General features: G+C 71.2%; 13 protein-coding genes. 9 read left to right on the top strand and 4 right to left on the bottom strand.

Translation table 11 applies throughout. The annotated features are described in order from the left end of the window. Window positions 1-56: 56 nt before the first annotated feature. The 6 genes from HQQ78_RS06245 to HQQ78_RS06220 all read left to right on the top strand — a co-directional run bounded on the left by HQQ78_RS06245 (window position 57) and on the right by HQQ78_RS06220 (window position 3,931). On the top strand, window positions 57-623 hold the full coding sequence (locus HQQ78_RS06245) for a type 1 glutamine amidotransferase domain-containing protein (RefSeq protein ID WP_123570651.1): 567 nt from the start codon (window positions 57-59) through the stop codon (window positions 621-623). A gap of 137 nt (window positions 624-760) precedes the next feature. Then, complete coding sequence (locus HQQ78_RS06240) at window positions 761-1,363, top strand: hypothetical protein (protein ID WP_173151624.1); 603 nt, start codon at window positions 761-763, stop codon at window positions 1,361-1,363. A 135-nt stretch (window positions 1,364-1,498) separates the two neighbouring features. Next, window positions 1,499-2,707: a GAF domain-containing protein gene (locus HQQ78_RS06235; protein ID WP_056046852.1), complete on the top strand. Its 1,209-nt coding sequence runs from the start codon at window positions 1,499-1,501 to the stop codon at window positions 2,705-2,707. A 56-nt stretch (window positions 2,708-2,763) separates the two neighbouring features. Then, entirely contained in the window at window positions 2,764-3,255 is a 492-nt protein-coding gene (locus HQQ78_RS06230; protein ID WP_173151622.1) for a nucleotidyltransferase family protein, read from the top strand. Next, window positions 3,252-3,596: a HepT-like ribonuclease domain-containing protein gene (locus HQQ78_RS06225; RefSeq protein WP_056046849.1), complete on the top strand. Its 345-nt coding sequence runs from the start codon at window positions 3,252-3,254 to the stop codon at window positions 3,594-3,596. The genes HQQ78_RS06230 and HQQ78_RS06225 overlap by 4 nt, the downstream gene beginning before the upstream one ends. After that, on the top strand, window positions 3,593-3,931 hold the full coding sequence (locus HQQ78_RS06220; protein WP_173151620.1) for a hypothetical protein: 339 nt from the start codon (window positions 3,593-3,595) through the stop codon (window positions 3,929-3,931). The genes HQQ78_RS06225 and HQQ78_RS06220 overlap by 4 nt, the downstream gene beginning before the upstream one ends. 124 nt (window positions 3,932-4,055) lie before the next feature. On the opposite strand, the gene HQQ78_RS06215 is transcribed toward HQQ78_RS06220, so the two are convergent. The 4 genes from HQQ78_RS06215 to HQQ78_RS06200 are packed head-to-tail and all read right to left on the bottom strand — an operon-like array spanning window position 4,056 to window position 8,427. Next, window positions 4,056-4,403 carry a LysR family transcriptional regulator gene (locus tag HQQ78_RS06215; RefSeq protein ID WP_173151618.1) on the bottom strand — a complete coding sequence of 116 codons (348 nt, stop codon included), beginning with the start codon at window positions 4,401-4,403 and terminating at the stop codon, window positions 4,056-4,058. Beyond that, entirely contained in the window at window positions 4,400-5,236 is an 837-nt protein-coding gene (locus HQQ78_RS06210) for a hypothetical protein (protein ID WP_055970915.1), read from the bottom strand. Before HQQ78_RS06210 ends, HQQ78_RS06215 begins: the two co-directional genes overlap by 4 nt. A 21-nt stretch (window positions 5,237-5,257) precedes the next feature. Next, complete coding sequence (locus HQQ78_RS06205) at window positions 5,258-7,609, bottom strand: SDR family oxidoreductase (RefSeq protein ID WP_123570649.1); 2,352 nt, start codon at window positions 7,607-7,609, stop codon at window positions 5,258-5,260. Then, the gene (locus HQQ78_RS06200) at window positions 7,606-8,427 is read right to left on the bottom strand and encodes a hypothetical protein (RefSeq protein WP_173151616.1); all 822 of its coding nucleotides are present in this window, start codon (window positions 8,425-8,427) and stop codon (window positions 7,606-7,608) included. Before HQQ78_RS06200 ends, HQQ78_RS06205 begins: the two co-directional genes overlap by 4 nt. A gap of 98 nt (window positions 8,428-8,525) precedes the next feature. Here HQQ78_RS06200 and HQQ78_RS06195 point away from each other — a divergent pair, with 98 nt between their 5' ends. From HQQ78_RS06195 to HQQ78_RS06185, 3 genes are read left to right on the top strand one after another with little or no spacing between them, the layout of a single operon-like run. After that, entirely contained in the window at window positions 8,526-9,305 is a 780-nt protein-coding gene (locus HQQ78_RS06195) for an SDR family oxidoreductase (RefSeq protein ID WP_056046842.1), read from the top strand. 2 nt (window positions 9,306-9,307) lie between these two features. Then, the gene (locus HQQ78_RS06190; protein WP_173151614.1) at window positions 9,308-10,282 is read left to right on the top strand and encodes a lysophospholipid acyltransferase family protein; all 975 of its coding nucleotides are present in this window, start codon (window positions 9,308-9,310) and stop codon (window positions 10,280-10,282) included. Next, window positions 10,279-11,976 (top strand): FAD-binding oxidoreductase, encoded by a 1,698-nt coding sequence (locus tag HQQ78_RS06185; RefSeq protein WP_324289756.1) that lies wholly within the window; start codon window positions 10,279-10,281, stop codon window positions 11,974-11,976. The genes HQQ78_RS06190 and HQQ78_RS06185 overlap by 4 nt, the downstream gene beginning before the upstream one ends. The last annotated feature ends 28 nt before the right edge of the window (window positions 11,977-12,004 follow it).

Raw genomic sequence — 12,004 nt, 5'->3', positions numbered from 1 at the left:
CGTAGACGGGAGGCGTCGCACACCGGGCCCCGACCGGCCCCGAGAGGAGCATCACCATGGCAAGCACCGAACTCACCGGACGCCGCGTTCTCGCGATCGTCACCAACTACGGCGTCGAGCAGGACGAGCTCGTCGTCCCCGTCGCGAAGCTGCGCGAGCAGGGCGCCACCGTCGTCGTCGCCGGCGTCTCCACCGAGCCGATCCAGACGCTCGTCGGCGACAAGGACCCGGGGCAGACCGTCCGCCCCGACACGACCATCGCCGAGGTCGACGCCGCCGACCACGACCTCCTGCTCGTGCCCGGCGGCACCATCAACGCCGACACCCTCCGCACCGAGAGCGACGCCGTCGACCTGGTGAAGGCCTTCGCCACGGCGGGCAAGCCGATCGCGGCGATCTGCCACGGCCCGTGGGCGCTCATCGAGGCCGGCCTCGTGACGGGCAAGGAGCTCACCTCCTATGCGTCGCTGCAGACCGACGTCCGCAACGCCGGCGGCAGCTGGGTCGACCGTTCGGTGGTGACCGACGTCGAGCAGGGCTTCACGCTCGTCACGTCGCGCGACCCCGGCGACCTCGACGACTTCGTCCGCGAGACCTCGTCGGCGCTGGCCGCCACGGCCTGATCCGTCGTCTCCGTCGCGGCGGGGTCCGTCGTCCTGCTCCGGGGCGACGGACCCCGCCGTGGGTCTTTAATGGGACGTCGGGCCATCGTCGGTCCGTCACCCGGCGCTCCGGCGCACCCGGTCGAGAGAGAGGCGCGATGAAGTTCGGCAAGACGCGCGGGGCCCCCTCCGAGCCGGCGACGCCCGATCCCGCCGCCCTCGAGCGCGCCGTCGCCGAGGGGGTGCTCATCTCGCGGGCGGCCGCCGTCGTCTCGGTGGCCAACTCGATCGTCATCCGTGCCCTCCGCGACGACGAGCACTTCGACCACGAGCGCACCCGCGAGGCCGTGCGCACCATCCTCGGTCGCCTCGCGGCGGAACAGCGCGAGCAGAACGAACGGATCGGCGGCGAACGGGCGAAGGCCCTCAAGGCCAAGGGCCGGTCGCGACACCAGCACGACTACCGGCGCGGGGACGACGACACCCTCTGGTTCCGGGAGAAGACCTACACGGCCGTGGCCGACCGGCTGGACGAGCTGCAGTCCGACGACGACTTCGTGCGCGACATCGTCGCGGCGGCGGTCGACCGGGCCTGGGGCGACGTCGGGGCCGCGATCGTCACGAAGGTGTCGGCCGTCGAGGCGGTCGACCCGGCGTATCCCGTCGAACGCGACCAGCGCCTCCGTGATCTCGTCGACGTGGACCTCGCGCGGTTGCTCGCCCAGCCGCCGCCGGGGTCGGACGGTCCCCGCGCGGTCTGACGGACGCGCCGTCCGGCGGCCCCCGACCTGGGGCTGTCCCGCCCGGTACACGGGCGAGAGCATGGAGGGACACCGCTCGGCCCTCACCACGCGGAGCCCTCGTCGATCAGGCCACCGCTGTGGGAGGAACCCGGCATGAACCGTTTCGTCAGCCCGCTCGTGCGCGGGATGATCCGCCAGCGCAATCGCTGGTTCGACCGACGCCTCGGGCTGCCCAGGCCCGAGAGCGTCGCCCGGACGCACGCTCCCGGCGTCAGCCCCGATCGCGTGCTGCTGTTCGGCAGCGGACCCGCCGTCGGGTGGGGCGTCCGCAGCCACGACCTGGGGCTCGCGGGTCACCTCGCGCGGGCCGTCTCGCAGGCCACGGGTCGCGGGGTCGACGTCGACGTCGTGGCCGACCCCTCGATGGGGACGGTGTCCGCCCGCCGGGTGCTCGGACACCGTGACCTCACGCGCTACGACGCCGTGGTCGTGGTGACGGGCATCAACGACGCCCTCGCCATGACCGACGTCACGAAGTGGCGGCGCGCGTTCGTCGACCTGCTCGTGCACATCGAGACCGAGACCGGGGGCGCGAGCAGTCCCGTGCTCGTCACGGGCGTCCAGTCGCCCAGCGAGGTGACGGTGTTCCGCATCGCCGGCGGGGGCCTCGTCGACCGACACGCGGCCGAGCTGAACGAGACCATCCGGGACGTCTGCTCGACCCACCCCCGGGTGCACGTGCTCATGCCTCCGTCGCCGCTCTCGGGCCACGACGACCGGGACAAGCTCATCGCCAAGTACGCCCGCTGGGGCGAGGCGCAGGCCGAGATGCTCGCGCCCATGCTCGACGCGCAGATGTCCGCCGGCGGCGGCGTGGCCCGGGCGCGCCGGCACGCCCCTCAGGCCGAGGTCGACCGCGTGGAGGCGATCAGGGCCCTGGGCCTCCTCGACACCGACCCCGAAGAACGCTTCGACGACATCGTCGAACGGGCGCGGACCCTGCTCGGCGCGAGCGGGGCCGCGTTCTCCCTCGTCACCGCCGACCGACACTGGAACAAGGCCCTCGCCGGGGGCGGCGACCGCGAGCTGCCCATGGCGCTCTCGTTCTGCGCCCACACGGTCGCCGGCGGCCAGCCGTTCATCGTCGAGGACGCCTGGGCCGACGAACGGTTCGGCGTCGAGGCGCCGGCGCGGTTCTACGCCGGCTACCCGGTCGAGAGCCCCGACGGCGTCCGCATCGGAGCGCTCTGCGTCGCCGACCCCGAGCCCCGCACGGTCGAGAGCGTCGACCTCGTCATGCTGCGCGAGCTCGCCCTCAGCGTGCAGCGCGAGCTCGCGAGGCAGGCCGTCGCGCGGGCCTGAGAGCAGATGTACAGAAAGATGTACACGATGAGGGGCTCCGCGCTAGCATCGTCTCCATGGAGACCTCCATCCGAAGCGCCGACGTCCTCGCCGTGGCTGATGCCCGCAGCGGCTTCAGCCGCCTCATGAGGGACTTCCGGCTCGACCCCGACCGTCCGGCCGTTGCCGTGGGGCCGCACCGCCGCCCCGAGGTCGTCATCGTGCCGTGGAGCCGTTTCGTCGAGATGTCCGAGCGTCCCCCGTCTGGTCGAGAGGGCGTTTCGCTGCTGGACGAGATCACCTCGCGTGCCGGTCTCGTCCGGCGCCTCGCGGGCCTGAGCCACATCGACGCCGTCAGCGTCTTCGGGTCGGTCGCTCGCGGGACCGAGACCGACGAAAGTGACATCGACCTCCTGGTCGATCCGGGGGCCGAGGCGACCTACTTCGACTTCGCGCAGTTCGAGATCGACATGGAAGCCGTGTTCCAGCGTCCGGTCGACGTCGTGTCCCGGCGGGGGCTCGACCCCGAGGCCGACCGCGAGATCCTGACACAAGCGGTGCCCGTGTGAACCCCTCTCCGGACCGCGCCGAACGTTGGCTGGTCGACCTCGACGCGACCCTGGCGGCCTCGGCCGAGCTCGTGTCCCGTGGTCGCGAGGCGTTCGACGGCGACCCTGCGCTTCCGTTGGCGTTCGAGGCGCTGGCCAACCGGGCCGGTGACCTGAGCAAGCGCTTGGTCGCGTACGACGGCACGAGGTTCCACGAGGTCGAGTTCTCACTCGCCGCCAAGAATCGCGACTTCGTCGTCCATCACTACGATCGCCTCGACCGTGAGACCCTCTGGCAGACCGTGACCCGGAGCTTTCCCCTCCTGCACTCCCTCGTGCAGCGTCACCGACGCGACGGATGAGCGCCGAACCCCTGGTCACGCCCGACGGGCGGTACCTCGTCGTCCGCGGCCGGCTGTGGCGCCGGACGGACCCTCGCCTCGACGAGGCGACCCGCACCTCCTTGGTCCACGACCTGATGGAGGCGCGGCGCGCGAAGAAGACGGCGCTGGCCGCCGACGACGCTGCCGCCGTCGAGGACGCGCGGGCCCGGGTCGACGCCGCGAAGACGTCGCTGGGTGAACGCGGCCCGGTGTGGTGGGACGACGACGCCCCCGACGAGACCCGCCGCATGGCACGGAACACGCGGTACGCGGATTGGTTCGCCACGGTCGGGCCCGACGCCGCCACGACGTGACCATCTCGCCATGAGGCGCACTCCGCCACGAAGTGGACACCGCACCAGGCGAAAACGCAGTGCCGTGTCCACTTCGTGGTGTGGTGTGATGCGGTGGCAAGCGGGCGGCCCGCCTCAGGCGCTGCTAGCGGCCCTGGCGCTTCTTGAACGGCTTGGGCTGGCCCTTGACGGCGGGCGTACGGCCCGTGCCCTTCGACGCCTTGGCCTTGCCACCGGCCGGCGGGGGTGGCGGCGGGGTCGGGGTGGAAGGACTCGCCAGTTCGTCCTCGGCGACGACCACCGCCGCCTTGCCGGCCTTGGTCAACCGGTACGGCGTGACGTCGCGGTCGAACAGCTTCGCACCGAACTCGAGCTCGAGGGCCTCGATCGACGATTCGAGCTTCTGCCGCGAGATGCCGAGCTTGTCGGCCGCCACCGGGAAGTGCAGCACGTCGGCCGCGACCAGGAAGTGCCTCAGGTGGCTGGTCTTCACGCCGTGGCGACCGAACCGGCGGAGGAGCCGCCGACCGAGTCCGCGCGGATGCCCAGGCCGTCGAGGGCCTTCTGGAAGATCGTCAGACCGCTCATGCCCGGCAGGTTCGAGATGTTCTGGTCGAGCTTGACGGCCGCCTTGCGGCCCTCTTCGCCGCTCATCAGCTGGCCGAAGACGAACTTGACGTCGTCGACCTCCATGATGGACGAGCCGACCGGGGCCCAGACCTTCGACAGCAGGAACCGCGTCAGCTTCTGCGCCTTCTTGCTCGCGAGCAGACGCTCGCGGGCCTGCGAGACGTAGAACGCCACGTGGCGGGCCTCTTGCTTGGCGATGCGCTTCAGCAGCTCGGCGAGGACCGGGTCCTGCTCCAGCTCGGCCATGCGCTTGTACGCCGACACGGCCGAGTACTCGTTGGCCGCGCCCCACGACATGTGGACGGCGACGAAGTCCGAGCCGACGATCTTGCCGAGCAGACCCTGCTTGACCGGGTCGAGGCGCTCACGCCAGCCGAGCTTGAGCCGGTTCGCGCGGAGCTGGTCGTAGTCGACCGTGATGCCGTGGACCTCGAGGATCGCGGCCAGGGCCTCGCCGTGCCAGAACTCCTCGCGGTTCCACATCGTCATGAACGTGGTCATCTCGTTCTCTTTGTGAGAAGGAGTCGTGAGGAGGTCACGGGTGTAGCAGACCGTGTGGTACTCGACGTCGGCCATGTAGCGCAGCGTCCGCAGCGAGTCGGCCGAGAGCGGGTTCTTCCGGAAGTGGTCGAGGTCGAGGTCGTCCCAGCTCAGGCGTTCGGAGGTCGCGGCGAACTTGTCGATGTCGAAGGCCATGTGATGTCAGGAGGCGCGGGCTCAGGCCCTGCCTCCGTCTCCTTTCGCTGTGGTGCTGCTGGTGCCGCTCGTGGTGCTGGTGCCGCTTCTGCCGTGGGGGCCGCTGCGAGTCCAATCGCGGATGCTCCATCTTCTTCGGAGCGCCTCGCGTGCCAGATTGCTGTCGGGGTTGACCGCGTTCGGGTGGCCGACCATCTCGAGCCAGGCGAGGTCGGCGAACGAGTCACCATAACCGTACGACCCCGAGAGATCGATGTCGTTCGCCTGGGCGTACTGGCGCAGCCAGGCGGCGCGGGCCTCGTCGACCAGCGGAGGCTGTGCGAGGTAACCCGTGTAGACGCCGCTGCGCTGGTGCATCGTGCTGGCGACGACGTCGTCGAAGAGGTGTGCCAGGGGAGTCGTCAGGGTGTCGATCGAGCCCGTGACCAGGACCGTGCGGTGCCCGGCGGCACGGTGCTCGGCCAATCGGGCGAGCGCGTCGGGGAGGGTGTGGCGCAGGACCGTGTCGGCGTAGCCGCGTGACCGGACCACGCCCGAGAGCCGCGCGACGGGCATGCCCTCGTACCGTCGGGAGAACGTACGGATGAACTCGCCGCGGTCGCGACCCTCGGCCCGGAGGTAGCGCGGCAGCGAGGTGAGCAGGCTGGCGACCTCGCCGGGCCAGGCGGCCTTGCGGAACCCGGCCGAGCGCACCCAGAGGTACTGTTCGACGATGTTGCTGTCGAGCACCGTGCCCTCGAGGTCGAACACGGCCACGACGTCGTCGCGCGGCGGCAGGGCCCGCGTGTCGGCGACGGCGGCCGACGCGGCGGGTCGCACCGAGAACGCCCGGGTCATCGAGGTGATGGACGGGAAGTGCACTTCTTGGAAGTAGGCCTCCCAGTCGACGTCGGTCACGTCGAAGCCGATGTCCGCGGGCGAGCCCGCGGGGAGTCCGGCGTGCAGGGCCCGGGTGCGTCGGTCGTCGAAGATGATCTCGGACTGCACGTAGTGGCGGTAGAGGTCGGTGAGGCTCTGCAGCGACTCGAGGTCGGCCCGCCGCGTCTGGACCCCGGCCAGCGCCGTCCGGGTGCGCAGCGTGCTCGGCAGTCGCGTGAGCACGGCCTCGCGGACGTCGTTGACGCGGTTCGCTGTGCGGATGGCGCCCTCGACCTTGCGCACGCCCGGGAAGTTCCAGTGCGGCGCCTCGATCGACGAGTGCTCGTCGCGGGGCAGCGGGTTGGCCGTGAAGAACGCCTTGAGGTTCTCGAACATGCGCAGGATCGAGAACGGGTTGCTGCCGCCCGAGCTGGCGTGGAAGTACTGGGGGCTGCCGGCCTCGACCGGGTTCGCCGCGACGGTGAGGATGACGTTGACGACGTAGTCGACCGGGATCACGTCGAGCACGCTGTCGGGCACGCCGGGGAACTCGGGCAGCAGCCCGCGGGCGTACGACATGATCAGCGGGTCGGCGACCTTGAAGCCGTCGATCCAGCCGGGGTAGGGGTGCCGGTGGGCGCTCTCGACGATCGCCGGTCGGACGACCGACAGGCGGTGCCCGGCCTCGGCCCAGAGCTCTTCGGCGGCGCGCTCGGCGAAGGCCTTGGTCAGCGTGTAGACGTCGGTCCAGCCGAGCGTCTCGGCCCGGGTGCGTCCGTAGTCGACGAGACGGGCCTTGACCCAGGCGACGCGGGCGTCTTCTGCGGCCGTGGCGACCGCCTGCGGACCGGTCTTGCCGTGCGCCGCACGACCCTGGGCGAGGAAGGTGCGAAGCGTCTCGGGCTGGCGGGAGGCGGCCTCGACCCGGGCGCGGGCGTCGGCGGCGGCGGCGCGCTCGACACGCCAGTCGACGGTGTGGCCGAGCGACGCCTCGGGGAACACGCCCTTGCGGATGCCGCCGACGTAGGCGGTCGACACGTGCACGACGTGCGGGTCGGTGCCCGTCTTCCGCAGGGCCTCGTAGAGCCCGACCGCCCCGCCGACGTTGGTCTCGAAGGCCTGGTCGATCGGCGGGTCGAACGACACCGTAGACGCGCTGTGGATGACGACGTCGAGGTCGTCGGGCAGGTCGGGCAGGTCGCCCAGACCGCTCTCGATCACCCGGAGCCGCTCGGCGAGGGCCTTCTCGACGCCCTCGGCCCCGACGGCCTCGCGCCACGAGGCGAAGACCGGCTTCTTCAGCAGGTGCCGCAGACGCCCCTCGGCCGAGGTGCCGGCCTTCGGTCGGATGAGGAGCGTGACCGTCGTGCCGGGGTGCGACGAGAGCAGACGCTCGAGGATCGCCTGGCCGACGAAGCCGGTGCCGCCGGTGAGCAGGACGTGCGAGCCGCCGAGGTCGACTCGGGTGGCGCCCGGGGTCTGGTCGGGCAGCGCGAGGCCGGGGGTGGAGCTCATGCGGTCAGCTTTCTGGTCACGGCCGCCCCGACGGAGGCGTCCAGGCCCGGCAGGTCGGCGACCTGCGCGCCCACGCGGTCGGCGCGCAGGTGGCCCTCGGCCCCGCCGAAGACGGTGGCGTCGAAGAAGGTGCGCTCGGAGTCGGCGCGCTCGACGGCGCCGATCGGCCAGACGGCCGTCAGCAGGGAGGCGCGGGTCATCTTCACCGACCGGCGCGAGTCGCGCAGGCGCCAGTCGGCCTCGCTCGCGAAGAACTGCTCGTGACGACCCTTCACGACCCTCGCCCGGTCGATCACGGTGGTCAGCGTGGGGTGTGCCGCGAGCTCGTCGAGGCGGTCGTATGCCTCTCGGAGCACCCATTCGTCGACGGCCCCCGTCGTCGTGTGCACGGCGACGATGGGGGAGCCGACGGTGATGGCCTGGAGGGCCCGGGTGATCGGGCCACGGCGCTCGACGGCCTCGGAGGCGGCGTGCCGCTTGGGCCCCTCGGTCACGTCGCGGTTGCGGGGCTCGCCGTGGGCCTCGAGGACGGCGTCGAGGGCGTCGGCCAGCCAGAACTTCTCGAACGCCCACGTCACGAGGAACGCGGTGACCCGAGTGTCCTTGTGGGTGGCCGTCACCAGGAGGTTGCGCAGGTTCTCCATCGTGGCGCTCTCGAGACGCCCGAGATGGCGGACGAGGCGCAGGGCGTCGGGGCCCAGGGGGCGGTCGGCGAAGCCGGACAGGTCGAGGTCGGGGCGCCAGTTGCCCTGGGCCGTCTTGGTGAACTCGCGGATGTCGAAGTCGGGGTCGGCGCGCGGGGCATCTCTGGTCGTCATGACAGGGGGTCCTCCGGGGCAGAAGTGGACGAGGCGAGAAGGGCCTCGAACGTGTCTCGATGCGCGCAGTCTGCTCTCAGCACCGTATCGTAAGCGGCATGGCTGTAGCGCTCGTCACCGGGGGCACGTCCGGCATCGGAGCCGAATTCGCCCGCCAACTCTCCATGCGCGGCTGGGACATCGTCCTGGTCGCTCGTGACCTCACCCGACTCGACGAGACGGCGACCGCCCTGCGCGCGCTCGGCCGTGACGTCGAGGTGCTCGCGGCCGACCTCGGGGACCGTCGCGACGTCGACCGGGTGGCCGAGCGGCTGGCCGATCCGACCCGCCCCGTCGACCTGCTGGTGAACAATGCCGGTTTCGGCATGCACACCCCGCTGACCTCCACCGACGTCGCCGCGCACGACCTCGCGTTCGAGGTCATGTGCCGGGCCGTGCTCGTGCTCTCGGGTGCGGCGGCGAGGTCCATGCGCGAGCGCGGTCGCGGTCGCATCGTCAACGTGTCGAGCACCGCGGGGCTGATGGCCATGGGCAGCTACTCGGCGATCAAGGCGTGGGTGACCTCGTACAGCGAGGGTCTCTCGGTCGAGCTCAAGGGCACCGGCGTGGGCGTCACGGCCCTCCTGCCGGGCTGGGTGCGGACGGAGTTCCATCAGCGTGCCGGCATAAAGTCGTCGTCCATACCCAACGCCCTGTGGCTCAGCACCGAACAACTCGTGGTCGCCTGTCTGCGCGACGTCGACAAAGGCAAGGTGATCTCCATGCCCACGCTTCGGTACAAGGTGCTGATGGGATTGGTCCGGCACGCCCCCAAGGGCGCCGTCCGGGCCGCGTCCGGCGCGATCTCGTCGAGCCGCCGCAAGCCGGTGGGGCAGTGAGCGTGAAGGACGACGCAGAACGACGCCGCGACCACGCCCGCCTCGACGCCGTGGCCCAGCGGGTCGACGACGTCAGGGCCGACGTCGCCCAGCGAGCCGGGGACGTCGCCCAGCGGGCCGGTGGCGTCGCCCAGCGTGCCGGTGACGTCGCGAGCGACGTCCGCGACCGCTTCAGCTCGCGGCGACACGCGATGGCCCGCTACGTCGCGCAGCGCATGGTGCTCAAGCCGACGATCTGGTCGATCACCGACGTGACGGTCATCGACCGCGACCGGGTCGAGGGCCTCACCGGGGGCTTCATCGTCGTCGCGAACCACTCGAGCCACCTGGACGCCCCGCTCATCCTCGGTGCCCTGCCGCGCAAGCTCGCGCGCTACCTGGCCACGGGCGCCGCGGCCGACTACTTCTTCGACGTGCCCTGGCGGCGTCAGCTGACCGAACTGTTCTTCAACGCGTTCCCGGTGCAGCGGGGCTCGGGGACCCCGGCCTCCGCGGTCGACGCGACCCGCGCCTCCTCGTCCGGTGCGTCGGCGGGGTCGACTCCGCAGAGCTCGGCCCGCCGACGTGCCGCGGCCAAGGCGGCGGCCCGCGGGCGCCAGGGGCAGCCCACCGTCAGTGCTCGATCGCTGCTGCAGCGCGGCTACCCCGTGCTGGTGTTCCCCGAGGGCACCCGCTCGAAGGACGGCACCGTCGCCGCCTTCAAGCCCGGCGCCGCCGCCCTCGCCTCGGCCTGCGGCGTGCCGGTCGTGCCGCTCGCCCTGATCGGCGCCAACATCGCCCAACCGCGCGGCCGCAGCTGGCCCCGGCCCGGCCGACTGCCCGTCGGAGTCGCGTTCGGCGACCCGATGCGGCCCCACGACGGCGAGTCCGTCACCGACTTCTCGACGCGCGTGCGCACCGAGATCCTGCGTCTGAAGGACGCCAACACCGCCCGCATCCTGGGCCCGTCAGACCCGCTCGAAGGAGAACGCCCGTGACCGACGTCCAACAGAAGAAGAGTCCTGCCGTCGACGGCGTCAAGCACATGAAGTGGTGGGGCTGGGGCGTCGAGGGCGTCGCCTTCCACCACGACGACAAGCCCGCCTTCGCCCCCTTCGTCAAGAAGATCGTGGGCGTCGAGTTGTCCCAGGGGCACGACACCGGCCTCTCGTTCGACGACCTCGACGTCCCCTCGTCCCGGGTCGGCACCGAGGTGCTCGACTCGCTCGTGCAGATCGTGGGCGACGGCCAGGTCGTCACCGACGACCACGACCGGGTCGTCCACACCTACGGCAAGAGCATCCGCGACCTGATCCGCATCCGCGCCGGACGTCTCGACCGGGTGCCCGACGTCGTCGTGTACCCGGCCGACGAGGACGAGATCCAGCGCATCGTCGACCTGGCCGTCGCGAGCGACCTCGTCCTCATCCCCTTCGGTGGCGGCAGCAACATCGTCGGCAGCCTCGAACCGCTGCCCGCGGAGGAGCGCACGATCGTCTCGCTCGACATGGGCCGGCTCGACAAGGTGCTCGACATCGACGAGGACGGCGGACTGGCGCGCATCCAGGCCGGCGGTCAGGGCCCCGACCTCGAGGAGCAGCTCAACGCCCGCGGTTGGACCCTCGGTCACTTCCCGGACAGCTTCACCCACTCGACCATGGGCGGCTGGGTCGCCACCCGCTCGTCGGGCATGCAGAGCGACAAGTACGGCGACATCGCCGACATCACCAAGGGGCTGAGGGTCGTGCGCCCCGGTGGCGTGCTCTCGATCCGCGCCGTGCCGAGCGCGTCGACGGGTCCGTCGCTGCGGGAGATGATCATCGGCAGCGAAGGACGTCTCGGCGTCATCACCGAGGTCACCGCCCAGGTGCACCGCCTGCCCGAGAAGCGCGAGATCCTCGCCTACCTGTTCCCGTCGTGGCACGACGGCCTCGCCGCCATGCAGGCCATCGCCGAGAGCGACGTGAGCCCGTCGGTCACCCGCGTGAGCGACGCACACGAGACCGCCTTCTCGTTCGCCACGTCGAAGCCGGGCAAGGGCATCTCGCAGAAGGTCACCGACCTGCTGCCGACCATCCTGAAGGCCAAGGGCTGGGACGTCGACGCGATGTGCCTGTCGTTCATCGGCTACGAGGGCAGTCCCGAGCACGTCGCCCACACCCAGAAGGCCGTCGCCAAGATCGTCAAGGCGAACAAGGGCATGAGCGTCGGCAAGGGGCCGGGCAAGCTCTACGACCAGAAGAAGTTCGACACGCCCTACCTGCGCGACTTCTTCATGGACCACGGAGGCGCGGCGGACGTCTCCGAGACCGCCGCCCCCTGGTCGAAGCTGCGCCTCGTGTCGTCGCGCGTCTACGCCGCGGCGAACCAGGCCTTCGACAGCATCGGCAAGCAGGGCTGGATCATGGGCCACCTGTCGCACTCGTACCACTCGGGCGCGTGCCTGTACTTCACCTTCGCCTTCGAGCACGGTGACGACGCCGAGGCCGAGTACGACGTGGTCAAGCACGCCATCCAGCAGGCGTTCATCGACACCGGGGCGACCGTCTCGCACCACCACGGCGTCGGGCTCGAGCACCAGCCGTGGCTCGCGCAGGACGTCTCGCCCGAGGGCGTGGCCGTCATGCAGGGGCTGTTCGACTCGGCCGACCCGGGGCGCGTGTTCAACCCCGGGAAGGTGACGGGCGCGTAGTCCCGCACCGCGCCTCCTGCGCTGCCGC

The organism is Frigoribacterium sp. VKM Ac-2859 (genome assembly GCF_013204925.1).
Lineage (GTDB): Bacteria > Actinomycetota > Actinomycetes > Actinomycetales > Microbacteriaceae > Frigoribacterium.
Note: the sequence above shows the minus strand (reverse complement) of the source record. Positions and strands in the feature narration are given on the sequence as shown.

Bases quoted from the DNA above. Each gene is read 5' to 3' on its own strand.
- HQQ78_RS06245 (WP_123570651.1), top strand. From the start codon at position 57: ATGGCAAGCACCGAACTCACCGGACGCCGCGTTCTCGCGATCGTCACC.
- HQQ78_RS06240 (WP_173151624.1), top strand. From the start codon at position 761: ATGAAGTTCGGCAAGACGCGCGGGGCCCCCTCCGAGCCGGCGACGCCC.
- HQQ78_RS06235 (WP_056046852.1), top strand. From the start codon at position 1,499: ATGAACCGTTTCGTCAGCCCGCTCGTGCGCGGGATGATCCGCCAGCGC.
- HQQ78_RS06230 (WP_173151622.1), top strand. From the start codon at position 2,764: ATGGAGACCTCCATCCGAAGCGCCGACGTCCTCGCCGTGGCTGATGCC.
- HQQ78_RS06220 (WP_173151620.1), top strand. From the start codon at position 3,593: ATGAGCGCCGAACCCCTGGTCACGCCCGACGGGCGGTACCTCGTCGTC.
- HQQ78_RS06210 (WP_055970915.1), bottom strand. From the start codon at position 5,236: ATGGCCTTCGACATCGACAAGTTCGCCGCGACCTCCGAACGCCTGAGC.
- HQQ78_RS06205 (WP_123570649.1), bottom strand. From the start codon at position 7,609: ATGAGCTCCACCCCCGGCCTCGCGCTGCCCGACCAGACCCCGGGCGCC.
- HQQ78_RS06200 (WP_173151616.1), bottom strand. From the start codon at position 8,427: ATGACGACCAGAGATGCCCCGCGCGCCGACCCCGACTTCGACATCCGC.
- HQQ78_RS06195 (WP_056046842.1), top strand. From the start codon at position 8,526: ATGGCTGTAGCGCTCGTCACCGGGGGCACGTCCGGCATCGGAGCCGAA.